Genomic DNA, 25676 nt, shown 5'->3' with positions numbered 1-25676 from the left:
GCCCGAGGGCAAGGTGCGGGTGGGATGAGCCCCTGGGGCGCCTCGACCGGAACCGGGGCGCCCCAGGCCCGAACAGCCCGTGCGAGAAGGAAGCCTTCATGCAGCTGCCCCCCGACGACCGCACCCTCAGCCCGTACACCGGCTGCACCCGCACCCACTGGGAGGCGGCCGCCGACGCCCTGCTCGCGGCGGTGGAGCCGTACGCCACCGCGGACCGCGCCCTCTACCACCTCCCCGGCGACCGCACCAGCTGGTCGGGCCGCCTCTCGGACGGTCTGGAGGGCTACGCCCGGACGCTGCTGCTCGCGGCCTTCCGCCGGGACGAGAACGCGCTCCAGCGGTACGCGGACGGACTCGCGGCCGGAGCGCTGGGCGTCTGGCCCCGCATCGAGGACCGCAGCCAGCCGCTGGTCGAGGCCGCGTCGATCGCGCTCGCCCTGCGGCTGACGAAGCCGCTGCTGTGGGATCGCCTCGACGACGCCGTACGGCGGCGGGCGGCGGCCTGGCTCGGCGACGCACTCACCGCCGAACCCTGGCCGTGCAACTGGGAGTTGTTTCCGGTCACCGTCGGCGGCTTCCTGCAGGAGATCGGGTACGAGCCGGACACGGCCCGCAAGGCGGTCGACCGCGGCCTGGAGCGCATCGAGCAGTGGTACGTCGGCGGCGGCTGGTACTCCGACGGCCCCGGCCGGGCCTTCGACTACTACAACGGCTGGGCCATGCACCTCTACCCGGTGCTGCACGCCTGGCTCGCGGACGACGCCCGCCTGCTCGACCTGTACGGCGGCCGTCTCGAGGCCCATCTGGCGGACTACGCCCGTCTGTTCGGCGGCAACGGCGCCCCGGTGCACCAGGGCCGCTCCCTGACCTACCGCTTCGCGACGACGGCCCCGCTGTGGCTGGGCGCGCTGACCGGCCGCACGCCACTGCCGCCGGGGCAGACCAGGAGACTCGCCTCGGGTGCGCTGACGTACTTCCTGGACCGGGGCGCCGTCGACGAGCGAGGCCTGCTGACCCTCGGCTGGCACGGCCCCGACGAGACCGTCCTGCAAGGCTATTCGGGTCCGGCGTCTCCGTACTGGGCGAGCAAGGGTTTCCTGGGCCTGCTCCTCCCCCCGGACCACGAGGTGTGGACGGCCGTCGAGGAACCCGGCCCGGCCGAGCGCGCGGACGCGGTCACGGCGGTCCCCGCGCCCAACTGGCTGCTCCAGTCGACCCGTTCGGACGGCCTGGTCCGCCTCCACAACCACGGCAGCGAGGACGTCCGCTACGACCCGTACTACACGCGGCTCGCCTACTCGACGGCCACGCGGCCCTCGCACACGTCGTACGACAACAGCGTGATCGTCGGCGACGACGCGAGCCGGACGGACATCGTGCCGCTCGGGTCCGGGGAGGGCTGGGCGGCCTCCCGGCACACGGCCGGCGGCGGGATCACGGTCACCAGTCTGGTGGCGGCCCACGGCGCGGTGGAGGTGCGCGCCCATCTGGTGGCCGGTGCGGCACCGGGAACGCCGGTACGGGTCACGGGCTGGGCGCCGACGGAGGGCGTACGGGCCGACCTCGAGCCCGCCTTCGGCCTGTCGGGAACGGACGCGCCGACGGGGGCGACGGGCGACGGAGCCACGCTGTTCGTCGCCCTCGCCCGCCTCACCGCCGAACCGGACCCCTTGCCGCTCGCGGAGCTGGTGTCCGTCGCGGTGGAGAGGGCCCATGACTTCTACGAGCTGAGCGCCCGCTGGCACACGGGTTCCGTCAGCCGCTTCCGGCTCACGGCTTCGGACGGGCCGTCCGCAGGGCCGTCGTGGTCGGTGGCGGCCCTGTGAGCGGGCTCGCGCAGGACGTGTTGCCCGGATCGACGGCCGGGCTCGCCGTCGCGGCCGGACGCGCTCCGGAGGGCACGGCTCCGTCGTACGACGAGGTGCAGGCGCTCAGGGGCGAGGGCGGAGGCCGCCGACAGACGAGCCGGCCGGAGTGAGCCCGAGCCGGCCGGAAATAAGCCCGAGCCGGCCGGAATAAGCCCGAGCCGGCCGGAGGGAGAAGCACGGCACGGCATCCCGCGCGCGATCCTGGTACCTTCGGTACTTTCGTGGGTATCAGACCCTTTGGACTCATCACCGGCGAGGGACCGAGGAACCATGGGCATGGAGATCCCCGGCGACAGGCGACTGGCGGCCGCCGTCGTGATGGACGAGCAGGGTCGGTTGCTCCTGGTGCGCCGCAGTGAGCGGGAGCGGTTCCTGCCGCGGGTGTGGGGCGTTCCGTGCGGCAAGCTGGAGCCGGGTGAGTCTCCCGGGGACGGCGCCCTGCGCGAGCTGAAGGAGGAGACCGGGCTGCTCGGCGAGGTCGTCTGCAAGGTCGGCGAGTCGTCCTTCGTCAGCGACTACCGTGGTCACGAGGTCAAGAACTGGCAGGACAACTTCCTGGTCCGGCCCCTGACCCGGCACGTCACCCTCCCCGAACCGGACCAGGCCTACGCCTGGCTGGCCCCGTCCCGGCTCACCACGGTCGACATCGACGCCTACAACCTCGACATCGTCCGCCAGGCCCTCACGAACTCCTGAGCAGCTCCGCGAGGGAGCCGAGCGCAGCCAGATAGTCCGGCACGCCGAGCGGCACCTTGGGCACCGCCCCGGGGTGCGGGCCCGCCGCGGTGAACACGTCGGTGTGGCTCCGCCGTTCGCTTCCCGTCTCCAGGAACAGCGTCACCGTCGGTACGTCCGTGTCGCACCAGGCCCGGTGCAGGGTGTGCGCGGGCAGGGCGTAGGCGCTGCCCGCCGCGTACTGTCCCGCGTGCGTCAGCCGCAGCCGTGCCGGCCCCGCCGGCTCCAGCAGCCAGTCGGCCGCCCGGCCCGGCGACAGGGACTCCTGGTAGCGGACCGCCTCGATGCCGCCGTCGCCCCCCGCCTCGTACAACTCCATCTCCAGTCGGCCGCGCACGACGTAGGAGGCCAGCGCCGAGCGGTGGTTGTGGATGTCCTCCGCGCCCGGCCCGCCCGCGCCGGCATGCCAGACGTGAGCGCGCAGCATGTGCCGCGACCCGCCGTCGACGAGCAGCAGCTTGTCGAACCCGAGCACGTGCCGGTACGACAGCCGGGCGCAGCCCTCCGGGTCGCCCTCGCCGGAGGCGAGTTCCGCGACCAGCTCCAACAGCCCTTCGGGAGCGCCCAGTTCGACGACAACGGCGCGGGCGGCTGCCATCCGCTCGTACTCGGGCAGGGGACCCTCCAGCGCCTCGGTCAGCAGCCTTTGCGCCGCCAGGACCTGCCGACCGCCCATGCACCCGCCTTTCGGCTCGCCCGCCAAGTTCAGTGATCCGGTTGGTACATCCATACGGCATGGGCCCGCAGCGCCGAAATGCCTTGATAGGTCATCCACATGGGCTGGCGCAGCCCCGTGCTGTCGCCGCGCCCCCACGTCCAGATGCCGCCCGCCTGCCCGGCCCACACCGCGGCCACCGCCCCGTCCAGCCGCTCCCGCCACTCCGCCTCCAGCCCGTCCGCGCGCGCCACGTCCTGCGCGCCCGGGGAGAGCAGGGCGCGCACCACCCAGGCGGCGGTGAAGTGCCGGACGTTCAGCACCTCGTGGCGCGACGGGTCGTCGGTGCGCGGCCGGCGCACCTCCTCCCGCAGGTTCTCCAGGTCCAGGCAGGCGTCGTGCGGGGCGTCCGGGCAGGCCAGCAGCCAGCGCACGCCGTCCTCGCGGGCGGCCCGCGCCCCGGCGTTCTCGCCCAGGACGCGGGCCGCCCGGTCGAGGGCGACCACGGCCTGCGCGGTGTGCAGCGGGGACGGCGGGCCGTACGGCGCGTCGAGGCGGTAGCTCCATGAGCGCAGGTGGTCGCGGCGCCCGTCGTCGAGCGCGCCGTCGACGAGCGCCTCGCGCAGCCGGGGCAGCACGTCGGAGCGGGGCGCGGCGCGCAGCAGTCCGCGCAGCACGGTCGTCACGACGTGTGTCGACTCCCGTCCAACGGCGTCGAGTTCCCGGGTGAAGCGGGCCTCGCAGCGCGCCACCTCCTCCGCCAGTCGCTCGCGGGACGCCCCGGCCCGGGCCAGCGCACCCAGCACCAGCGCGGTGACCTCCGGGCGGGGCTCGGACCCCTGCGAGCGTGCCGACCAGCCGCCGTCCGGCAGCCGGAGCCGCCACAGCGTGTCCACCAGGTCGCCGGTGCTCAGCCGCCCGTCGGACACGCCCAGGTCGAGCATGATGTGCAGGCCGTAGGCGGTGCCGACGGAGGTGGGGCGGGACGGGGTGCTCTCCCCGAGCGAGTGCGACCAGCCGGTGAGCCGCCCGCGGACCGGATCGTCGACCACGGCCACCTGGTCGACGAGCGTGTCGTACGCGGCGGCGAGGACCTGGGGGAGCGGACCGGGCGCCGGGCGGGCCGCGGCGGTGAACGCCGCAGTGGTCCGGGCGGGCCGGTCGGACCGGGCCCGGACCAGCCCCGCCGCCAGCCAGGCGGCCGCGGCCGTGCCGAGCCCGCTCACGCCTGCGATCAGGTACTTGGCGAGCTGCCCGCTCAGGGAGTCGGGCAGCACCTCGAACAGGAACTGGAACACGCCGTATCCGGCGGCCGCGCCGCCGAGGCCGCCCAGCCAGCCGACGAAACGCGCCCGGGGCGAGCCGCCGTCGCCCGGCCCGGTGGGCACGGGCACCGGGCCGCCGGTTCTCAAGGGACCGCGTCCGAGCTGTTGTTGGGACAAGGCGCGCTCCCTCCCCCCAGGGCGGCACATGGCATCCGAAGACGGCATCCGAAGATTCCAGTTTATGGAACCCGTCTCCGACTCACCGTTCGTACCGCTGTTTTCGTCCTCCCACACCCGTGGCCCGCCGTGACCCGGCGTCGGCGGGCCACGGGCGCGGGGCGGTGGTCAGGCCACCGGCAGCATGTTCTCGTGTGCGGGCGCGGACACGAAGGGCGCCGGGGCCGGTGCGGCGGCGGCGATCACCTTGCGGTACACCGCCTCGTACCCGGCCGCCATGGTCTCCGGCTGGAAGTGCTCGATGACGTGGTTGCGGCAGTCCCGCGAGTCGAGCGCGCCCACCGCCTCTATCGCTTCGGGCAGTTCGGTCACGTCGTCGCGGACCAGGCCGGTGACGCCGTCGGCGACGACCTCCGGCACCGAGCCGCGGCGCAGGGTGACCACCGGCGTGCCGCACACCATCGCCTCGATCATCACCATGCCGAACGGCTCCTCCCACTGCAGCGGGAACAGCAGGCAGCGCGCCCGGGCCAGCAGCTGCTTCTTGCGCTCGCCGGTCACCTCGCCGAGCCACTCCACGCCCGCGCCCAGGCGCGGCTTGATCTCGGCCTCGAAGTAGGCGCGTTCGGCGGGTTCGCTGCACTTGGCGGCCAGCTTGATCTCCCGGCCCGCGGCCCGGGCGGCGTCGATGGCCAGGTGCATACCCTTGTCGGGGGTGCAGCGGCCCAGGAAGAAGACCCAGTCCTCCTTGTCGCGCCGGTAGGGGAAGTCGCCGGCGCGCAGCGCGTTGTGCACGGTGCCCGCCCAGTTGAGGTCGGGGGCCTGGGAGCGCTGCGACTCGGAGATCGCCACGAGGTGCACACTGTTGCCCAACTGCCGGTAGTAGTCGGCGGGTTCGCCGTCCAGCGGGCCGTGCGTGGTGACCACGGTGGGCACGCTGCGGCCGCGGGCGAGCAGCGGACCGGCCAGTGTGTGGTCGTGGACGACGTCGACGTCGAGGTCTTCGAGGATGCGGCCGGCGGCCGCCGTGTGCAGCACCTCGGGCAGCGGCTCGCCCAGGCGCGGGCCCTGCGGCACGTCGTAGGTGCGCAGCATGCGGCGGGCGCGGGTGCCGTTGCGGCCCGCGGCGATCAGCGTGACGTCGTGGCCGCGGGCCACGAGCGCGTCGGTGAGGTCGGCGCACATCGCCTCGATGCCCCCGTAGCCGCGCGGCGGGAGCTCGAACCACGGCGGCGCGACCATGGCGATACGAAGCGGCCGGTTGCTCACGAACAGCTCCTTTCCGGTCGCGCCCGGACGTCCGCGCACGGCACGGCGGCGCCTCGCCACGGCGTGCCATGTCATGCCCGGATGCGCGGGCGACGGATGTGGGTGTCACCGGCCGCGGGCAGCGTCGACCGCGGCGGTGGTGCGGAGGAGGAAAAGCCGGAGTACGGACGGACATCGCCGACCGGGGGTGTCACCGCGGCGGATCGACCGCCATGCACGGGCACGGCTCCTGCGTCACCCGGAGGCCGGACGGCAGCCCGGTGACCTCGACGGCCCCGTCCTCGGCGACCGTCACGCCCACCCGCGCCGTGCCCAGCGGCACGTCGGTCAGGCGCAGCGCCCCGAAGCGGGCGGGCAGATGGGGGTCGAGACGGACGACGCCGTGCGGGACGCACACCTCGGCGCCCAGCAGCACGCGCAGCAGGTGCAGGGGCGTGGCCGAGGCCCACGCCTGCGGCGAGCAGGCCGCCGGGTACGGCACGGGCTGGGCGTACTCGGCGCGGTCGAAGCCGCACAGCAGCTCCGGCAGCCGCCCGCCGAAGGCCGCGGCGGCGTCCAGGACGGCCTCGGCGACGCGCCGGGCGTGGTCGGTGAAGCCGTAGCGCATGAGTCCCGCGGCGACGATGCCGCTGTCGTGCGGCCACACCGAGCCGTTGTGGTAGCTCATCGGGTTGTACGCGGCCATGGACGTGGCCAGCGTGCGCACGCCCCAGCCGCTGAACATCTCGGGCGACAGCAGGCGTTCGGCGACGGCGGGTGCCTTGTCGGCGTCGACGACGCCGGTCCACAGGCAGTGCCCCATGTTGGAGGCCAGCGCGTCCACCGGACGCTTCTCGCCGTCCAGCGCCTCGGCGTACCAGCCGCGCTCGGGCAGCCAGAACCGTTCGTTGAAGCGCTCCTTGAGCCGCTGGGCCCGCCGGCGCCACTCGGCGGCGCCGTCCGCGTCGCCGGTGTGCTCGGCGAGCAGTGCCCGCGCCAGGTAGGCGCCGTGGACGTACCCCTGGACCTCGGCGAGCGCGATCGGCGTCTCGGCCAGCCTGCCGTCGGCGCTGTTGATGCCGTCCCAGGAGTCCTTCCAGCCCTGGTTGGCCAGCCCGCGGTCCGTCGCCCGCCGGTACTCGACGAACCCGTCGCCGTCCCGGTCGCCGTACTTCTCGATCCACTCCAGCGCCCGGTCGGCGTGCGGCAGCAACTCCTCGACGGCAGCGGGGTCGACGCCCCAGCGGCACAGCTCGCCGAGCAGCATCACGAACAGCGGCGTGGCGTCGACGGTGCCGTAGTACACGGTGCCGCCCAGCGCGAGCGAGGCCTCGACGCCGAAGCGCAGCTCGTGCGGGATCCGGCCGGGCTCCTCCTCGGTCACCGGGTCGGACTTCGTGCCCTGGTGACGGGCGAGCACCTGGGCGGTGCCGAGGGCGAGGTGCGGGTCGAGGGGCAGCGACATCAGCGCGGTGAGGATCGAGTCCCGCCCGAACAGCGCCATGAACCAGGGGGCGCCGGCCGCCACCACGGGCGTGTCGGGCTGCTCGGGATCGAAGATGCGCAGGGCGCCCAGGTCCTGGCGGCTGCGGCGCAGCGTGAGCGCCAGCGACTCGTCGCCGATCCTGATGCGGGGCCCGGACGCCCGCCACTCGGTCGTGCGCACCGACGGGCCCGCCTGCTCCACGGGCCGCTCCAGCGGGAACGACGTCGGCGTCTCCACCTCGTCGATCACCGGCGTGACCAGCACGGACGCCCGCCAGGTTCCGCGTGGCGGCACGACCGCCCGGAAGGTGAGCTGACCGGGCGAACTGATCGCACCCTCCGCGACGATCCGCACCCCGCGACTCTCCCCCCGCCACTGCCGGTTGAGGGCGAGCATCCCGTCGCCGTAGTCCACCCCGTACTGGCCGCGCGGCCGGACCCGCCCCTCCTTCACCTCGAACAGGTCGGCGAAGTCGGCCTCGGCGCGCAGGGTGAGCCGGCAGGCCGCGGCCTCGTTGCCGAGGTTGCGCAGCACCAGGTCCTCGCGCATGCCCGCGCCCACGAACCGGCGCCGCTCGACGAGCAGGGTGGCCTCGCTGTGCCCGGGGCGCGGCCGGGCCCGGCCCAGGAACAGGGCCTCGTACGGCTCCTGCGCAATGACGGAGAGCGGGTCCACCTCCTCGTCGTCCAGCCGCAGCTGCCAGGTGGACAGGATGCGGGTGTCACGGTGGAAAAGCCCCTGGGGCGTGCCGGGTACGAGGTCCCCGCCCCGCGCGGACAGGCAGAACGACGAACCCTCGATCAGGGTCACGGAGTCGCCGCCGCTCTGCGTCGCTTCTCCAGCGAACGTCCAGCCCTCGCTCATCGATCACCTTCCTCGTGAGAAAGACGGTCGATCGACTTTTTTTATACGATGGAGCTCAACTTTCCTGCAAGTCGGCGCAGGACATTCCGCAGTGACCCCGACTGACGTCCGGCGCGTCCAGTACCCCCGCGAGTCGCTTCGCGAACGCCTCCGGATACTCGACGGCACCGAGGTGCCCGCCGGGAAACCCGGCAAACCCGCCGCCGGTCCGCTCGGCGAGGAACGTGGCGGTCCGGTGCAGGAGTTGCCCGCGCGAGCCGACGCCGGCGGCGAGGGTGAGACGGGCCGGAGAGGCGTCGAGCTCCGGCACGTACGACGTGAACGGGACGAGCACGTGGGCGAGGAAGACGGCCATCGGCGAGGACAGCTCCTCCGCGCGGGACAGCGGCTGCCCCACGCGGGCCTCCCCGGGCTCCCGCCCCTCCAGCAGGGCGGCCAGCCGCGCCCCGGCGGCGTGCGGCCCCGCCGTCCGGTAGGTGTCGTACACCTCCCGGAACCTCTCCCGCTGGCGCGCCCCGTCCGGCAGGACCGCCACGCACGGAGGCTCATGGGCGACGACGTACCGCAGCCGCCCGGGATGGCGGGCCAGCAGGTCGAGGGCGGCGATGCCGCCCGAGCTGGTACCGAGGACGTGGGCGGCCGCACCCTCCGGCAGCACCGCGTCGAGCACCTGGCGCGCTCCGTCACTCCACTCCTCGACCCGCTGGTCGGCGACGGGCCGGCCGAGGCGCCCGTGGGCGAGGCCGAGGGGGTCGTACGTCACGACGGTGAACCGCCGCGCGAGGTGCTCCGTCATCGGGTCGAGCCCCATGGGATGCCCGGCCCCACCCGGAAGGACGAGCAGCACGGGCCCGTCGCCGCGGACGTCGAAGTACGGGTCAGTCATCGGTCTTCGCCCCGCGGGGCCAGTGCTCCAGGGCCACGTGCAGAGCGTCGATCGCCCTCTCCCAGGACGCCTGTACGTCCCGGGGAGCGCCGAAGCCGCCGCTGGCCTCCAGGGCGCAGTAGCCGTGGAAGGTGCTGCGCAGCAGCCGGACGGCGTCGGTGAGGTCGGGCTCGTCGAGTCCGTAGGCGCGCAGCATGCCGTAGGTGATCTCGGCGATGCGCTTCAGGGCGGGGGACTCGGCGGCCACGGACTGCTCGAGGCGGATCTGCGTGGCCGCGTACCGCCCGGGATGCTCGCGTGCGTACGCCCGATAGGCGTCGGCGAAGGCGCCCAGCGCGTCCCGGCCGGCCCGCCCGGCCACGGCGGCGGCGATCCGGTCGATCATCTCGCCGCCGGCGAGCAGCGCCACCCGCCATCGCAGGTCCTGGAGGTTCCTGACGTGCGAGTACAGGCTGGCGTCCCTCACACCGAAGTGCCGCGCCAGCGCCGAGATGGTGACGTTCTCGAATCCGGCCTCGTCGGCGAGGGCGGCGGCCGCCGCGACGACGCGGTCGGTCGTGAGGCCGGCACGGGCCATGACGGTCACCCTTCCTCGAAACCTAATACATCTAGGGTATCACCTAAGGAGAGAAGGGTGCGCGCTCGACGAAGACGCGCGGGGGCAGGGGCGACGCCCCGGGACCCCCAGGCCACGCGGCGGACCTCGGGTCCGTGTCCGTCAACTGGTCTGCGAGAAGACGAAGGAGAACTCCGCAGGCTCGGCGCGCAGGAAGTACCGCGGAAGCGGACCCGGGCCGCAGGACTGCGAGCCGATGCCGTGCTGGCCGTGGTCGAGGTTGACCCAGACCGTCTCGCCGGGCGTGAGGTCGGTGAGGTGCCGGGCGGCGTCCAGCTGCTCGTTGGTCCAGCGCCGGGCGCTGAAGAAGAACTCCGGGTCGCCCTCGATGCGCAGTCCGCCGATCTCCGCCCAGCGGACGTCGGCACGGGCGCCGTTCTCCTGTGGACGGACGTACGGCGTCTGCATGCCGTCGACCGTCGACTGCCAACGGCCGACCATCGACGCCGACCTGGTGTCCGGATACGCCTCGCCGGGGCCGCCGCCGAACCAGCGCACGCGGTCCGCCGAGCCGGCCAGCCCGAAGCGGATGCCCAGCCGGGGCAGCGGCACCGTCCAGTCGCCCTCGGGGCCCACGGACACCGTCAGCTTCAGCCGCTCGCCGTCGGACGTCCAGCGGTACACCGTGGCGAGCCCCACCTCCCGGGCGGCGGGGGCCACCCGGGTCCGCACGGTCAGTGCGTCGTCGGTGAGCTCGACGGCGTCCAGGCGGTGCCGCATTCGGTGCAGTCCGAGCTTGCGCCACAGCAGGCCGTAGCGGACGTCGGTCTGCCACTCCGCGCCGTCGTCGTTGTCGGTGGGCGCCCGCCACACGTCCAGCCGCAGGCCGGTCACCTCGACCCCGCCGATGGTCTTCAGCGCGCCCGTGCGGGCGTCGAAGGAGGCGGGACCGAGGGTGATCAGGCGCTCGCCGGGCACGGGCCGGTCGGCCACGGCGACGGACGGCACCGCACGCGGTGCCACCGCGCCCTGTCCCCACGCCACGACGTGCCCCTTCGGCGCCCACGCGGTGTCGGACGCCAGCAGCGCCCGCACCGTCCACTGCGTCTCCCCGCCGTGCCCGTCGGACGGCTCCGGCAGCTTCACCTCGGCCGACTCGCCGGGTGCGAGCGCGGGTACCGACAGCGCGCCCGATTCGACCGTCTCGCCGTCGACCTGGTAGGACCATGCGAAGGCGAGCGCGGACAGGTCCGCGAAGTCGTGCTGGTTGGTCACGCGCACGGTCCCGTCGAGGCCGTCGACCTCGATCCGGACCGGCTCGATCACCTTCTTGTACTCGATCAGGCCCGGCGACGGCCTGCGGTCCGGGAACAGCAGCCCGTCGCAGACGAAGTTCCCGTCGTGCAGCTCCTCGCCGAAGTCGCCGCCGTACGCGAAGCCGTACCGCTCGTCCTTGATGCCGTGGTCGATCCACTCCCAGACGAAGCCGCCCTGGAGCCGGTCGTAGGACTCGAAGAGCCGCTGGTAGTCGGCGAGGCCGCCGGGGCCGTTGCCCATGGCGTGGCCGTACTCGCAGAGGATGAAGGGGAGTTCGCGTCTCTTGCGCGTACCGCCGTCCAGGCCCCGGCCGATCCGCTCGACCTCGTCGTGGAAGGCGTACATCCGCGAGTACACGTCCGTGTCCCGGCAGTCGATGTCGCCCTCGTAGTGCACGAGCCGCGAGGAGTCCCGCTGGTGGATCCACTCGGCCATCGCGGTCAGCCCGCGGCCGGTGCCGGCCTCGTTGCCGAGGGACCAGATGACGACCGACGGGTGGTTCTTGTCGCGCTCGACCATGCGGGCGGCGCGGTCGAGCAGGGCCCGGGTCCAGCGGTCGTCGTCGACCGGGTTGTCCCGCCAGGCCTGCTCGGTGAAGCCGTGGGTCTCCAGGTCGCACTCGTCGATCACCCACAGCCCGTACTCGTCGCACAGGTCGAGGAAGGCCGGGTGCGGCGGATAGTGCGAGGTGCGGACGGCGTTGATGTTGTGCCGCTTCATCAGCAGCACGTCCTCGCGCATGGTCTCCAGGTCCAGGGCGCGGCCCTTCTCCGGGTGCCACTCGTGCCGGTTGACGCCCTTGAAGAGGATGGGCCTGCCGTTGACCTTGATCAGGCCGTCCGACAGCTCGACGGTCCGGAAGCCGATGCGCAACGGCACCCGCTCGCCCTCCGTGGCCAGCACGCCGTCGTACAGCTTCGGGGTCTCCGCGGTCCACGGCTCGACGGCGACCGTCATTGACTCGCCCGTCGCGACATCGATGTCCAACGCGGGCACAATGACCCGGCCGTCCACGTCCGAGTCGACCTTCAGCGTGCCCTCGCCGGTGACGTGGTCGTAGGAGGCGTGCACGAAGAAGTCCAGGACGCCGCCCGCCGGGCTGTGCAGCAGGGTGACGTCCCGGAAGATGCCCGGCAGCCACCACTGGTCCTGGTCCTCCAGGTACGAGCCCGCCGACCACTGGTGCACCCGCACCGCGAGCACGTTTCCGCTCGGCTTCAGCAGGTGCCCGACCGCGAACTCGTGCGGGAGCCGGGACCCCTTGAACTCGCCGAGGTCCGTGCCGTTCAGCCAGACGCGGGCGCAGGACTCCACACCGTCGAAGCGCAGCACCGCCCCGCCGTCGGAAAGGTCCGGCCAGTCCTCCGGCAGGTCGAACACGCGCAGGTGGGCGCCGGTCGGGTTCTCGGTCGGGACGCGGGGCGGGTCGACCGGGAACGGGTAGAGGTGGTTGGTGTAGATGGGGGCGCCATGGCCCTGGAGGACCCAGTGGCCGGGGACCGAGACCTCCGCCCAGTTACCGGCGTCGTATCCGGGCTCGGCGAACGAGTCGTCCTCGGCGTCGGCCGTGGCCGACCGGCGGAAGCGCCAACTGCCGTTCAAAGAGAGCGACTTCGCGTCCGAGGACGCGTACCGGGCGCGGGGCGGCAGGGCCCCGCTGCCCGGCGAGACGTCCTCGACGTAGTCGATGGCCGACGGGGGTCCCCCCTGGTCATGGGGGTCCCCCCGCTCGAGCGAAGTCGAGAGTGGGGGAGAAGCCGAGAGCTTGGGGGTGCGGAAAGACATCGGTCTCCTAGGTCAGCCCTTGATGCCGGTCTGCGCGACGCCCTGGACCAGCCGGCGCTGGAGGAAGAGGAACACGAACAGCAAGGGCGGGATGGAAATGGTGGCGGTGGCCATGAAGATCAGGTGGTGGTTCACCGTCTGGTTGGTCATGTACGACGAGAGCGCGACCTGCACCGTCCAGGCGCTGGGGTCCTGGCTGATGACCAGCGGCCACAGGAAGGCGTTCCAGCCGCTGATGAAGGTGATCGTGGCGATCGCCGCGAAGAAGTTCAGCGAGTTCGGTACGACGATCCGCCAGTACGCGCCCCAGCGGCTGAGCCCGTCCACGCGTGCCGCCTCCTCCAACTCCCGCGGGAACCCAAGGAAGTACTGCCGGAAGAGGAAGCAGGTGAAACCACTGAACAGCACCGGGATGACCAGACCCCGGTAGCTGTCCACCCAGCCGAGTGACGACACCAGCACGAAGCTCGGCACGAAGGTGACGGCGGGCGGGACCATCAGGGTCACCAGGAGTGCGGCTGCGGCTCTCAGCGCGAGATGGCTCACATGCGGGTGCGGTGCCGGACGTTGACCTTCGGCTAAGGCTTCGGCAAGGGGTTGGACGAAGTCTGCTCGAAGCGTTGTCTCCGGTTCGGGATGCCGAACGTGAGGGGGCGCGAAAGGGGCTGCGGGGTCGGGGTGGCCGACGGCCCTCGGGCGTGGGGTGACTACTGCCTGGTCCAGGCCTCGTCGGACCCGCCGTCGCAGCTGTGGCCGGCGGCGTTCGCGGGCGGGGCGGGGAGCAGGGCCCTTGTGACAGCGAGTGCAGCTGCGGCTGCCGCGAGGACGGACCGGGGGGCGGATCTGCTGGTGCGCGTCCGCCGCCGGTGCGCGTGGCGCGGCGTGAGGGGACCCGGCACGGCTGATCCGCGGGCGGGGGCATACCGTGAGGAGTCGTACGCCTGAGCCGGGAGGAGAGACGGATGGGCAGCCGTACCGCGCTGGTCGAGGATCTGATGGAGCGCTTCCCGCACGTGCCGCGGGAGGCCGTCTTCAAGGAGGACCTGCTCCGCGGCGGAGTCGCCTTCGACGCGTCCGCTCTCAGCGACAACGAGAGTGGCGAGGTCAAGCCGAAGTCGTACTTCATCTTCTCCTTCGACCACGGCACTCTTCCCGAGCTGGGCGAGGCCGCGCTCAGGCGCCCGCCCGAGGAGATCATCCTCACCGGCGGCCCGTACGACCTGCGGCGCACCGTCGTCTCCGTACGGGTGAACCCGTCCTCGCCGTACCGGGTGGCGGCCGACGACGAGGGCCTGCTCGGGCTCTACCTCGACGGGAGGCGGATCGCCGACGTCGGCGTGCCGCCCATGCCCGAGTACTACCGGCACACCCTCTCCAACGGGAAGTCGGTGATGGAGGTGGCCCCGACGATCCAGTGGGGCTACCTGATCTACCTCACCGTCTTCCGGGTGTGCCAGTACTTCGGTGCCAAGGAGGAGTGCCAGTACTGCGACATCAACCACAACTGGCGCCAGCACAAGGCCGCCGGGCGCCCCTACACCGGCGTGAAGGACGTCGAGGAGGTACTCGAGGCCCTGGAGATCATCGACCGGTACGACACCCAGAAGGCGTCCACCGCCTACACCCTCACCGGCGGCGCGATCACCTCGAAGGTCGCCGGCCGCGACGAGGCCGACTTCTACGGCCACTACGCCAAGGCCATCGAGGAGCGCTTCCCGGGCCGCTGGATCGGCAAGGTCGTCGCGCAGGCGCTGCCCAAGGACGACGTGCAGCGGTTCAAGGACTACGGCGTGCAGATCTACCACCCCAACTACGAGGTGTGGGACCGGCGCCTGTTCGAGCTGTACTGCCCGGGCAAGGAACGCTACGTCGGCCGCGACGAGTGGCACCGGCGCATCCTCGACTCGGCCGAGGTGTTCGGCCCGCGCAACGTCATCCCCAACTTCGTCGCCGGCGTCGAGATGGCCGAGCCGTTCGGCTTCACGACCGTCGACGAGGCCATCGCGTCGACGACGGAGGGCCTGCGCTTCTTCATGTCGCACGGCATCACGCCCCGCTTCACCACCTGGTGCCCCGAGCCCACGACCCCGCTCGGCAAGGCCAACCCGCAGGGCGCGCCGCTGGAGTACCACATCCGCCTCCTGGAGGCGTACCGCGCCACGATGGACGACTTCGGGCTCTCCTCGCCTCCCGGCTACGGCCCGCCCGGCCCCGGCCGTGCGGTGTTCTCCGTCAGCTCGTTCATGGACAGCCTTCCGGCGCAGGAGACGACGGCGGTGTAGGTTTCCGGACACCGTGAGTCGGAGGGCGGCTCCGGTCCGTACTACGGACCGGAGTTGAGGACCACGGTATCCGTCACGACATGTGAATACGCCGCTTGTCAGTTGTATCGAAGACGTGAAAGGCTCGTGCTCTGCCGCGAGGTTCCCTCAACTCCGCTGTGAATATGGTGAGTTGACCTCGCCCGTGGATGCAGGAGCCCCATGCCCGACCTGCCGACCCCCAAGGACGCCGCAGAGGCCGCGCTGTTCTCCGAATGCTGGGACGCGGTGCTCTCCTACGCCGACCTGTGCACGGCCGGCTCCACGGCGGCCCAGCAACTGGCCACGGAGGCGTTCGCGCTCGGCCTGCGCGAGGCCCGCGCCGCCGAGGCCGGTACGTCCCGGGGCCGCCGCACCCCCCGGCTGCCCGTGATCCCGCTGCTGCTGACCGCCGTCCGCACCACGGCCGCGTCCTGGGAGGCCGACGGCCTCGGCCACAAGCTCGACCCCGACCTGCGCCTGTGGCTCAACTCCGACAAGGCCGCCCGCTACACCGGTCCACCCCTGCAGCGCCCGCTGGCGCTGCGCGGACTGAGGGACCTGCAGGAGCCGGACGCGGCGCTGCTGTGGCTGGCCGAGGTGGAGGCGCTGCCGCTGCCCGCCGTGGCCCGCCGGCTGGGCCTCGACCCGGCGGCCGCGTCCGAGGAACTCGCCCAGGTGCGGGCCCTGTTCCGGGACCGCTGCCACCGCAACCACCTCGACACGCCGATGGGCGCGAAGTGCCGCAGCTACGCCCGGCTGCTGGACGCGGTCACCCGCTCGCCCGCCGCCGGCACGCCCGAGGACCTCTCCCGGCACCTGGCCACCTGCGTGGAGTGCGCGGAGGCCGCCGCCTGCCTGCGGCTGCAGGGCGGCGGACTGCCCGCGGCCCTCGCCGGCGGAGTGATCGGCTGGGGCGGCCTTGCCTACCTGGAGCGCCGCCGGGCCGCCGAGGTGAGGCTGGGCGCGCGCCGCCCCGAGGCGGCGGACACCGAGACCGGAGAGCCGAAGGAGGGCGCAGCCAGGGCGCGGGTCGTGCGGGGCGGCCTGCTCGCCGCGGCGGTCCTGCTGTCCGCGCTGGCGCTGGCCGTGTCGATGATGCCGTTCGGCGGCTCCGCGAGCGACACCGCGCGCGTCGACGCCGGCCGCCGGCCGGTCGCCGACTCCAGCGCTTCCGCGCCGTCCGCCGTGCCGTCCGCCGTGCCGTCCGCCGGGCCGTCCGCCGACCCCGCGCCGTCGGCCTCGGCGTCCGCATCCCGCAAGCCGTCCGCGAGCGGCACGGCGACCAGGTCCCAGCGCAAAACCCCCGACCCGGAGCCCCAGGGCACCTCCTCGTCCACCGCCCGCGGCAGCGACACGCCCGCCCCCGGCACGAGCGAGCCGGTGACCTGCCGGGTCCGGTACGACCTCCAAAGCCAGTGGTCCGACGGCTTCCAGGCCGCCGTCACCGTCACCACCGCCCGGGCCCTCGACACCTGGCGCGTGGCCTGGTCCTTCCGCGACGGCCAGCAGGTCGGCCAGATGTGGGACGCGACCGTCGACCAGAGCGGCTCCCGCGTCACCGCCACCGCCCGCGACTACAACAAGTCCGTCCCCGCGAACGGCACCCTCTCCTTCGGCTTCGTCGGCTCCTGGCACGACAAGAACTCCACGCCGTACGACTTCACGCTCAACGGACACAGCTGCGCGAAGGCCTGACCCCGAGGGGCGCGCCTTAGAAAATGCGTTGACGCATCGCCGCGAAGGCGGGCTAGAGTTGCGGCGATCCACACGGTGGCCGGTGGCCGCCGTTCGCCGAGCATGCGCACAGAAGGAGGTGTTGACCGATGACCGTCGTTGCGATGGGCGTTGCCCGCATCCAGCAGTTCATCAAGTCCACCTCCGTGGCCGCCGGCTGACACCTCGATTCCTGCCGCGCCCGTGCGCGCGCCCGCCGGGGCCACCCTTGCGAAGGGTCTCCCTTGACTTCCACCTCCGCATCTTCCGCGTTCTCGGCCCTGGCTCCCTACGGCTGGGACGAGGCATGGGCGGACGCGTTCGCCCCGTACGCCGCACAAGGGCTGCTGCCCGGACGGGTGATCCGGGTCGACCGCGGGCAGTGCGACGTCGCCACCGCCGACGGCGTGCTGCGCGCGGACACCGCGTTCGTCACCCCGCACGACCCCATGCGGGTCGTGTGCACCGGCGACTGGGTCGCCGTCGAACCCGGCGGCAGCCCGCGTTACGTACGGGCGTATCTGCCGCGCCGCACGGCCTTCGTGCGGTCCACCTCCTCCAAGCGGTCCGAGGGGCAGATCCTCGCCGCCAACGTCGACCACGCGATCGTCGCCGTGTCGCTGGCCGCCGACCTCGACCTCGGCCGCATCGAACGCTTCCTGGCCCTGGCCTGGGAGTCCGGGGCGCAGCCGCTGGTCGTACTGACCAAGGCCGACCTGGTGCCGGACGTGACGGGGCTGTCGTATCTCGTCCAGGACGTGGAGACGACGGCGCCCGGCGTGCCGGTGCTGCCGGTCAGCGCCGTGACCGGGGACGGGCTCGACGTCCTGGCCGCCGTCGCCTCCGGAGGGACGTCCGTCCTGCTCGGGCAGTCCGGGGCGGGCAAGTCGACCCTCGCGAACGCGCTGCTCGGCGAGGACGTGATGGACGTACGGGCCACCCGGGACGTCGACGGCAAGGGCCGGCACACGACCACCACCCGAAACCTGCTCGCGCTGCCGGGCGGCGGCGTCCTGATCGACACGCCGGGACTTCGGGGCGTCGGTCTGTGGGACGCCGAAAGCGGGGTCGGCCAGGTGTTCTCCGAGATCGAGGAACTGGCCGGACGGTGCCGTTTCCACGACTGCGTGCACCACAGCGAGCCGGGATGCGCGGTGCTGGCCGCCATCGAGACCGGTGAGCTGCCCGAGCGGCGGCTGGAGAGCTACCGCAAGCTCATGCGCGAGAACGAGTGGATCGCGGCCAAGACCGACGCGCGGCTCCGTTCGGAGATCAGGCGGGACTGGAAGCGGAAGGGAGCGGAGGGGCGGGCGGCGATGGAGGCCAAGAGGGGGCGTTGGCGGTGACGCTGCCCTGCCTCGGCGCGGGCCTCGCTGGAGGCTGCGGGCCTGGCTGGAGGCTGCCGCACCCAGGCCCCCGCTTCGGCCTGAACGGCCTCGTCCTCCCCCAAGCCCTACGAGCAGGGGATACCCCCAGACGGGCCGGCGGGTGACCACCACGTCCGATTTCCGCCAGCGGCACCCCCGGCCGGAGGCGGACACTGGAGAGCGTGATGGACGAGGACACCAGGTACGAGGCCGTGCGCAGCCGGGACGGCCGGTTCGACGGGGAGTTCTTCTTCGCCGTCGAGACGACCGGGATCTACTGCCGTCCCAGCTGTCCGGCCGTGACGCCGAAGCGACGGAACGTGCGGTTCTTCGCCACGGCCGCCGCCGCGCAGGGGGCGGGCTTCCGGGCGTGCCGGCGCTGCCGCCCGGACGCGGTGCCGGGGTCCGCCGAGTGGAACGTGCGGGCGGACGTCGTCGGGCGGGCGATGCGGCTGATCGGCGACGGCGTGATCGACCGGGAGGGCGTCGCCGGGCTCGCCGCGCGGCTGGGCTACAGCGCGCGGCAGGTGCAGCGGCAGCTCACCGCCGAGCTCGGCGCCGGGCCCGTCGCCCTCGCCCGGGCCCAGCGGGCGCACACCGCGCGTGTCCTGCTACAGACCACCGGGCTGCCGATCACGCAGATCGCGTTCGCGGCCGGGTTCGCCAGCGTGCGGCAGTTCAATGACACGATCCGGGCCGTGTACGCGGCGACGCCGAGCGAGCTGCGCGCCGCCGCGCCCCGGGCCAGGAGCCGGCGGGCCGCCGCGCCCACCGCCGGGATTCCGCTGCGGCTCGCCCACCGGGGGCCGTACCAGGCCGGGCCCGTCTTCGACCTCCTGGAGCGCGAGGCAGTGCCCGGCGTCGAGGAGGTCAGCGGGCCGCCGGGCGGGCGGACGTACCGGCGCACCCTCCGCCTGCCGTACGGCACCGGGATTGTCGCCGTCGACGAACGGCCCGGCGCGGCGAAGGCCGCATCCGGCGCCCGTCCCGGCGGCTGGCTGGAGGCCCGGCTGCACCTGACCGACCCGCGCGACCTGACGACCGCCGTGCAGCGGCTGCGGCGGCTGCTCGACCTCGACGCCGACCCGTACGCCGTCGACGAGCGGCTCGCCGCGGATCCGCGGCTGGCCCCCCTGGTCGCCGCCCGGCCGGGGCTGCGGTCACCGGGTGCTGCGGACCCCGAGGAGGCGGCGGTGCGGGCGCTGATGGGACCGGCCGAGGCAGAGCAGCTGGTCCGGCGTTACGGCAAGGCGCTGGACGCCCCCTGCGGCAGCCTCACCCACCTCTTCCCGGAACCCGCCGTCCTCGCGGAGGCCGAGCCGGACGGCACCCTCGGCGCCCTGGCCGCCGCCCTCGCCGACGGCACCCTACGGCTGGACCCCGGCGCCGACCGGGACGACGCGCACCGGGCGCTGCTCGCCCTGCCCGGCGTGGACGCCGCCACGGCCGCCGCCATCCGCACCCGCGCCCTCGGCGACCCGGACGTGGCCCCGCCCTGCGTAAAGGTCCCCGACAGCTGGCGGCCCTGGCGTTCGTACGCCGTGCAACACCTGCGGGCGGCGGGGGAGCTGGATTTGCGATGACCACACCGACGTACGGGACGACCACCGAGATGACGTACTGGACGAGCCTTGGCAGCCCCCTCGGCCCGCTGCTCCTCACCGCCGACCCGGTTGGCGTGCTGACCTCCCTCTCCGTGCCCGGCCAGAAGGGCGGCCGCACCGTCCAGGACGACTGGCGGCACGACCCCGGCCCCTTCCGCGAGGCCGAGGAGCAGCTGCAGGCCTACTTCGCCGGCGAACTCAAGGAGTTCCGGCTCCCGTTGCGCACGCACGGCAGCGCGTTCCGCGAACGGGTCTGGGCCGCCCTCGCCACCGTTCCGTACGGGGCGACCACCACGTACGGCGAGATCGCCGCCCGCATCGGCGCCCCCCGGGCCGCCGTCCGGGCCGTCGGCGGTGCCATCGGCGCCAACCCCCTCCTCGTCCTCCGCCCCTGCCACCGCGTGATCGGTGCGGACGGCTCCCTGACCGGCTACGCGGGCGGCCTGGAGCGGAAGGTCCAGCTGCTCACCCTGGAGGGCGCGCTCCGGACGAGTAGGTCCTGACCGGGGGACCGACGCTCAGGAAGGCCCGCCCGCCGGCCGGTCGTCCTCCAGCCCCCAGCTGTGGATCCGCCGCGGATGGATGCGGATCACCTCCTCGCTGAAGTGGGGGCCCAACTCGTGCGGACCGACGAGGAGTTCGGCCTCGCCGCGGATGTCGACGCCGCGGACCTTCCAGGGGTTGAGGCTGACGACGTCGTCGACGACCAGGGCGACCTTCGGGTTGTGCCGCAGGTTGCGCCACTTCTTGGTGCGGCCCATCGCGAGGCCGCCGATCAGGATGGTGCCGTCGTCCTGCGGGAAGAAGCCGACGGGGTTCGCCTGCGGCTGCCCCTGGGGGTCTACGGTGGCCAGCCGCCCCAGCCGCTGCGTCTTCAGGTAGGCGCGCTCGGTCTCGGTGAATTCGGTCATGGCAGCAGCCAAGCACTCCGGTGCGGCCGGCGCATCGGATCCTCGCCCCAGGCCCGCGGGCCCACTTTGGGGTTGGGCCGGGCGGGTGGTCCCGGCGGTGAGGTTCCGCCGCCGGGCCGTCCCCGTGTGGCACGGTCGCCTCCTCGGGGCCGGCGGCAAGGGCGGACGCGCAGATGGTGACGGCCGGACGGATCCTCGCGGCGCTGCCGCCCCTGCTGTGCGGGACGACGGCGACGGCCAGGGCGGCGGCCGCCCCGCCGCCCGGGTGAACCGGCACCTGGGAGGCCGCCGCCTCCGGAACCGCCCCCCCGCGCTCCCCGGCACCTCCATCCGCAACGTCGTACCAGCGTCGGTGGTGGACTCCTGCGTCCCCTGCGCCTCGGCGCGGTCACGGCGGCCCGTGAGGCCGTGCGGCAGCAGGTCAACGCCCTGATCCGCGGCGGCGGTCTGTTCGACGCGGTCGCCGACTTCGACGCCGCCGTCCGCGACCCCGGGCGGCCGGACCGGATCCGGGCCGCCTATGACCCGGGCGACCACCTCCACTTCAACGACCCGGGCATGCGGGCCCTGGCCGACGCGATCGACCTGGCCGCGCTCAGGTGAGGGGCAGCCCCCAGCGGGGCGCCTCCCCGTTCGGCCGTACGGGCGCGACGGTCAGGTCGGGCCGGTCGCCCTTGGCCGTGATCAGCACCGACTCGCCCTCCTTCAGGGCCACTTGGACCGTGCCGTCGCCCGCGTCGGCGTACCGCAGCGGGCGGCCCCGCCCGTCCCGTACGTCCACCGGGCCCGCGATCCCGTGCCGTACGACGCAGGGCGCGCCCGCCTCGCTGACCAGCCGAACCCAGCGGGTCCTGCCGCCCTGGCGGACCGCGCTCAGCAGGAAGGCGCCCTGGGTACGGAAGCCGTGCACGGTCAGGTCCGCCCAGGCGGCCGGGAGCGCGGGGAACACCCGGACGATCCCGCCCCACGACTGGCACACCATGTCGTGCAGGGACTGGGCCGCCGACAGCGGTGTCTCGATGACCGGGCCCGACTCCTTGTACATGGTGTTGGGCTGGATGAAGCGGGCCATCAGCTCGCCGAGGTACTTCAGGGCGTCCTCGCCCTTGCCGAGCAGCGCGGACATCGAGGCGGCGCCCGTGAAGGTGTAGCCCTGCAACGCGCCCTCGAAGCCCACCCAGTGCGCCAGCGACTTCTCGATCAGGGCGCGTTCCTCGGGGGTGCGGCCGGTCAGCTCGTACAGCGGGTAGATCGCGAGCAGGTGCGAGTAGTGGCGGTGGGACTTGGCGAAGGGGATGTCCGCGCCGATCATGAAGCCGTTCTCGTCCGTCGGATACGGCGCCCGCCTGGCCAGTACCTCGCGCCAGCGAGGGGCCGGCTCGTCGTCGATGCCGAGGAGTTCGGCGGATTCGAGAAGGGTGCGGCAGCCCCACGTCAGGAGCATGAGGTCGTAGTTGCAGTCCCGCGAGTTGCCGCCGTACTCCGGGGAGAAGGTGGCAGGCAGGTGCAGCTTGCCGTCCGGACCCGGCTCCAGGAAGTGCAGGTAGTAGCTGACGGCCTTGCGCAGGAGGGGGAAGAGGACGTCCCGGAGGATCGACTCGTCCATCGTGTGGCGGTAGCTGAGCCAGACGTTGTGCAACGCCCAGGTCAGATTGCCCACTTCGGGCGTCGGCGGGTCCTGGCCGGGAATGCCGACGCCGTAGCCGGTGAGGGTGCCGGCCGCGCCGTTGACCAGGTGGGGGTCGGTGGTGCGCGGGATGCCGAGCGAGTCGGCGCGGTACTGCGGCGCCACCTCCTTCGCGAGGTTGTCCCGGAACTCGCTCAACGCCCGGGTGATCGCGTCGAGTTCGAGGTGGTTGGAGCCGTGGATGAGCCAGTACTCCAGCTGCGCGTTCAGGTTCCACCAGGTGTTGGGCCAAGGGGTGGGCTCCAGCCAGGGGCCGCTGGTGGCCATCACGGGGGCGTCGCGGCGGGCGGCGGACGCGGCCTTGTACAGCTGGATCCAGTAGAAGCGCTGCAAGCGGGCGTCGGGGAGGGACAGGAAGCTCTTGCGGTAGTAGGCGTGCCACCAGGCGCGGTGGGTCACCGCCAGGGCCTCGTAGGGGAGTCGGGCGGCGGTGCGCACCGTCTTCAGCGCCCGGTCCAGCGCCGTGGTCTGCGGGTAGGAGTGCGCCACGTGCACGTACAGCGTCCGGGTGCGGCTGCTGCTGCGCTCCCGCCATGCGGTGACGTGCTGTCCGCCGGCCAGCAGCGGCTGTACGGCGGCGGTCACGCCGTCGTGGTCGGCGACCTCGGCCGGCGGGTTGCCCCGGTAGCCGTCCGGCAGGGGCTTGAAGGCGGCCCGCGGGCTGATCGCGTCGGCCGGGTGGAACACCCAGCGGAAGCCGCGCTCGCCCTCGCTCGGCGTCACCTCCACGGCGAGCACCGAGCGGTCGGTGTGGACCAGGGCGCGCAGCGCGAGCGTGCCCTGATCCGTCGTCACCGTGCCGGTCAGCTCGGCGTCGTGGAGCACGAGCCGCCAGTCCAGTGACGTGATCCGGCCCACCGGCTCCAGGGTGAAGTGCCCGATGGGCAGGCGGGCGAGGCCGAAGAGGGAGCCGAACTCCGGTCGGTGGTCCTGGACTTCGGAGTGCTGGACGTTGAAGCGCACGGCCGGGAAGGAGTCCGGCTGCGCTCCCGGCTCGGCGTAGATCCCGGAGCCGAGGAAGCCGTTGCCCAGGAAGGGGCCCTCGTACCAGGTCGTCGGCATGCGCTGCCAGACGAGGTCGGCGTCGTCGAGGACCGTGCGCCAGGGGTCGGCGGGAGTGCCGGGGGCGGTGCTCCCGCGGCCGGAGGGGGCGGTGGCGCCGTCGGTCGCCGTCGCCTGCGCGGGCAGCCCTCCGGTTACCAGCGCGCCGCCCAGGGCGGATCCGGTGGCAAGGACGGTACGTCTGGACGGGCTGGGCACGGTGCCTCCAGGCAGCTCGGTGATTCATCGGAGCTTTTCTTCGAGGCAACGTAAGGAAGGGAAGTGTGCCCGTCAATACGACGGTAGAGATCCGATGTGTCAGCTCCAGATGAGCGCACCCAGCCAGACCCCCGCGATCAGCAGGCAGGTGAACAGCTCCACGAGCACACCGGAGCCGCCCGCACGCATCACCGCGCGCAGGGCCGTCATCGCCTCGCCGTGCCCGCCCAGCCGCAGCCGTTCGTGGAGGTAGATACCGCCCAGGAAGCCCGGGATCGCGCCGAGCACGGGGAGGAGGAAGAAGCCGGCGAACGCCCCGGCACCGGCGTACACGGCCATGCGCGGTGTCGCGCCGCTCTCGCGCAGCCGCCGGGGCGGCAGGGCCCAGCGCACCACCTGGGAGACGAAAAGCACGACGGTCGCCCCCACCAGCACACCCCAGGCCACCGGCTGAGGGTCCGTCAGCGCTCACCACAGGACCGCTGCCCACACCAGCCACGACCCCGGCACCCCGGGCACCAGCACTCCGCACAGGCCGAGCACGACGACCACGCCGACCAGCAGGAGCTCCCACACCGCCATCTGCCCAGGGTGCCCGAGCCGTCCCGCTGGCGCAGGTCAGCCGTGTCCGTCCCGGGCCACCCAGCGCGCGGCGGCCCGAACGCCAGAGCGATCTTGGAAGGCACAGGGGAGTCCCAGGATGGCGGCCCACACTCGGGACCGGCCCGAACGGCGGTGTTTCGGCCGTCCAGAACGTGACCCGGGCCGGGGCGTGCGACGGCACGCAGGGGATCCGGTGCCGGGTCACTCCGGTGTCGCCGGGCGGTTCTCCCATGGGGGTGGAACCGCCCGGCGACTTTGATACGCATCGGCATTCGACGCGTCACCCGACGCGCCGTTCGAGGCGCGGGCATCGGCCGGATTTCCGGATGCCCCGTTTTCATACGGCCCGCGCGGTGGACAATTGGGGGCATGAGCCAGCAGGGGGAAAGGCCCACCGGTCACGAAAATGACTGGTGGGGGCAGTTGTACGACGACTCCACCGAGGACACGGGTCCCACGGCCGCGGCCGATTCCCTGGACGACCGGTTCGCCTCGGCGGCGGGCGCGTTGGGGAGGACACCGCCGCCGACGCGAACGGAGCCGGCGACTCCGGAGGACCGGGTTCCGCCCGGCGACCGGCCCGGCACACAGGCCCCGATCACCCGCCCGCCCTCGACGGAAGCCGGGGTACCCCCGCCACGCACGGCCCGGCCCACCGGGGAGACCGACGTCCCGTCAAGTACATGGCCCACCGGCGATGCCGACGCCTTGCCAAACTCCCGGGCCACCGGAGGGACCGAGGCCCCCGGGAGCGCCCGGCCCGCAGGGGGAAGCGAGCCTTCGGAGAGGGCTTGGGCGGCTGGGCAGGGCGAGCCTTCGCAGAGGGCTTGGGCGGCCGGGGAGAGTGAGCCTTCGGAGAGGGCTTGGGCGGCCGCCGGGGAGGCCGGTGTCCCGTCGAGTGCTCGGCCCACCGGTGGTGATGCCGACACCTTGCCGGGCTCCCGGGCCTCCGGCGAGGGCGGTGCCGCACCGGACGCCGGTCCGGACTGGTGGCGCCGGGCCCCCTGGGAAGCCCCGCCCGAGGCACGTCCGGGGCCGGTGAGCTTCCCGGCCGCTCCGAAGCCGACGAGGTCTGCCGAGCGGGGACCTCGGCAGTCGGGTTCCGCAGAGGGGACCCGTCAGCCCCGTATGTCCTCCGCGACCGGCCTCGGTCCGCCCACGGACGCCCCCGTCCCCCCGGTGCCCGCCTCCCGCAGGCCCCCCGGCGCGCCACCGCCGCCCCCCAGCCCTCCGCCCGCACGGCAGGACGGCCCGACCGACGCCACGCCGGCTGCCCCCGCATGGAACGGCACCGCCGAATCCTCGGCCACCGCAGAGGGCGCCCCACCGGACCGGAACGGCTCCGTGGCCGGTCCCGCGAGCAGTGATCCCGCGTCGACGCCGGCG

General features: G+C 73.3%; 17 protein-coding genes and 3 pseudogenes. 9 read left to right on the top strand and 11 right to left on the bottom strand.

The genetic code is table 11. The features are described 5' to 3' along the window. The first annotated feature begins 98 nt into the window (after positions 1 to 98). The 3 genes from ABZV31_RS05690 (at position 99) to ABZV31_RS05680 (ending at position 2564) form a co-directional block, all read left to right on the top strand. Positions 99 to 1826 carry a DUF2264 domain-containing protein gene (locus tag ABZV31_RS05690; protein ID WP_355888531.1) on the top strand — a complete coding sequence of 576 codons (1728 nt, stop codon included), beginning with the start codon at positions 99 to 101 and terminating at the stop codon, positions 1824 to 1826. Next, positions 1823 to 1978 (top strand): hypothetical protein, encoded by a 156-nt coding sequence (locus ABZV31_RS05685; RefSeq protein ID WP_355888528.1) that lies wholly within the window; start codon positions 1823 to 1825, stop codon positions 1976 to 1978. Before ABZV31_RS05690 ends, ABZV31_RS05685 begins: the two co-directional genes overlap by 4 nt. 166 nt (positions 1979 to 2144) lie before the next feature. Beyond that, positions 2145 to 2564, top strand: a complete 420-nt coding sequence (locus ABZV31_RS05680) for an NUDIX hydrolase (RefSeq protein WP_355889028.1) — start codon at positions 2145 to 2147, stop codon at positions 2562 to 2564. Here ABZV31_RS05680 and ABZV31_RS05675 read toward each other — a convergent pair. The 8 genes and pseudogenes from ABZV31_RS05675 to ABZV31_RS05640 form a co-directional block, all read right to left on the bottom strand. Then, positions 2551 to 3279 (bottom strand): hypothetical protein, encoded by a 729-nt coding sequence (locus ABZV31_RS05675; RefSeq protein ID WP_355888525.1) that lies wholly within the window; start codon positions 3277 to 3279, stop codon positions 2551 to 2553. The genes ABZV31_RS05680 and ABZV31_RS05675 overlap by 14 nt on opposite strands. 29 nt (positions 3280 to 3308) lie before the next feature. After that, positions 3309 to 4700: a prenyltransferase/squalene oxidase repeat-containing protein gene (locus ABZV31_RS05670; protein ID WP_355888522.1), complete on the bottom strand. Its 1392-nt coding sequence runs from the start codon at positions 4698 to 4700 to the stop codon at positions 3309 to 3311. A 168-nt stretch (positions 4701 to 4868) separates the two neighbouring features. Further along, the gene (locus ABZV31_RS05665) at positions 4869 to 5969 is read right to left on the bottom strand and encodes a glycosyltransferase family 4 protein (RefSeq protein WP_355888519.1); all 1101 of its coding nucleotides are present in this window, start codon (positions 5967 to 5969) and stop codon (positions 4869 to 4871) included. 190 nt (positions 5970 to 6159) lie between these two features. Next, complete coding sequence (locus ABZV31_RS05660; RefSeq protein WP_355888516.1) at positions 6160 to 8298, bottom strand: glycogen debranching N-terminal domain-containing protein; 2139 nt, start codon at positions 8296 to 8298, stop codon at positions 6160 to 6162. 55 nt (positions 8299 to 8353) lie between these two features. Next, complete coding sequence (locus ABZV31_RS05655) at positions 8354 to 9184, bottom strand: alpha/beta fold hydrolase (RefSeq protein ID WP_355888513.1); 831 nt, start codon at positions 9182 to 9184, stop codon at positions 8354 to 8356. Next, positions 9177 to 9761, bottom strand: coding sequence for a TetR-like C-terminal domain-containing protein (locus ABZV31_RS05650; RefSeq protein ID WP_355888510.1), 585 nt, complete (start codon positions 9759 to 9761; stop codon positions 9177 to 9179). The genes ABZV31_RS05655 and ABZV31_RS05650 overlap by 8 nt, the downstream gene beginning before the upstream one ends. 141 nt (positions 9762 to 9902) lie before the next feature. After that, positions 9903 to 12842 (bottom strand): glycoside hydrolase family 2 TIM barrel-domain containing protein, encoded by a 2940-nt coding sequence (locus ABZV31_RS05645; protein WP_355888507.1) that lies wholly within the window; start codon positions 12840 to 12842, stop codon positions 9903 to 9905. Between the two features lie 12 nt (positions 12843 to 12854). Beyond that, positions 12855 to 13358: pseudogene (locus ABZV31_RS05640) on the bottom strand (carbohydrate ABC transporter permease); the annotation flags it as partial. Between the two features lie 446 nt (positions 13359 to 13804). Between ABZV31_RS05640 and ABZV31_RS05635 the strand changes: the two are divergent. The 5 genes from ABZV31_RS05635 (at position 13805) to ABZV31_RS05615 (ending at position 20332) form a co-directional block, all read left to right on the top strand. Continuing rightward, positions 13805 to 15124, top strand: a complete 1320-nt coding sequence (locus ABZV31_RS05635; protein WP_355888504.1) for a radical SAM protein — start codon at positions 13805 to 13807, stop codon at positions 15122 to 15124. A gap of 201 nt (positions 15125 to 15325) precedes the next feature. Beyond that, positions 15326 to 16840, top strand: coding sequence for a cellulose-binding domain-containing protein (locus tag ABZV31_RS05630; RefSeq protein ID WP_355888502.1), 1515 nt, complete (start codon positions 15326 to 15328; stop codon positions 16838 to 16840). Positions 16841 to 17103: 263 nt separating this feature from the next. Further along, positions 17104 to 18204 carry a ribosome small subunit-dependent GTPase A gene (gene rsgA, locus ABZV31_RS05625; protein WP_355888499.1) on the top strand — a complete coding sequence of 367 codons (1101 nt, stop codon included), beginning with the start codon at positions 17104 to 17106 and terminating at the stop codon, positions 18202 to 18204. 206 nt (positions 18205 to 18410) lie between these two features. Beyond that, a complete protein-coding gene (locus tag ABZV31_RS05620) occupies positions 18411 to 19808 on the top strand; it encodes an AlkA N-terminal domain-containing protein (protein ID WP_355889026.1) in 1398 nt (465 codons plus the stop codon). After that, complete coding sequence (locus ABZV31_RS05615) at positions 19805 to 20332, top strand: methylated-DNA--[protein]-cysteine S-methyltransferase (RefSeq protein ID WP_355888496.1); 528 nt, start codon at positions 19805 to 19807, stop codon at positions 20330 to 20332. The genes ABZV31_RS05620 and ABZV31_RS05615 overlap by 4 nt, the downstream gene beginning before the upstream one ends. A gap of 15 nt (positions 20333 to 20347) precedes the next feature. Here ABZV31_RS05615 and ABZV31_RS05610 read toward each other — a convergent pair whose 3' ends face one another. Beyond that, a complete protein-coding gene (locus tag ABZV31_RS05610) occupies positions 20348 to 20740 on the bottom strand; it encodes a PPOX class F420-dependent oxidoreductase (protein ID WP_355888493.1) in 393 nt (130 codons plus the stop codon). Positions 20741 to 21130: 390 nt separating this feature from the next. On the opposite strand from ABZV31_RS05610, the pseudogene ABZV31_RS05605 reads away from it, so the two are divergent. After that, positions 21131 to 21343 (top strand): annotated as a pseudogene (locus tag ABZV31_RS05605) (SGNH/GDSL hydrolase family protein); the annotation flags it as partial. On the opposite strand, the gene ABZV31_RS05600 reads toward ABZV31_RS05605, so the two are convergent. Next, positions 21336 to 23687 (bottom strand): glycoside hydrolase family 95-like protein, encoded by a 2352-nt coding sequence (locus tag ABZV31_RS05600; protein WP_355888490.1) that lies wholly within the window; start codon positions 23685 to 23687, stop codon positions 21336 to 21338. The pseudogene ABZV31_RS05605 and the gene ABZV31_RS05600 overlap by 8 nt on opposite strands. Before the next feature lie 99 nt (positions 23688 to 23786). Further along, positions 23787 to 24269: pseudogene (locus ABZV31_RS05595) on the bottom strand (DUF456 domain-containing protein). Positions 24270 to 25676 lie beyond the last annotated feature (1407 nt).

Origin of the sequence: Streptomyces sp. NPDC005202, from assembly GCF_040608235.1 — a bacterium.
Classification (GTDB): Bacteria; Actinomycetota; Actinomycetes; order Streptomycetales; family Streptomycetaceae; genus Streptomyces.
Note: the sequence above shows the minus strand (reverse complement) of the source record. Positions and strands in the feature narration are given on the sequence as shown.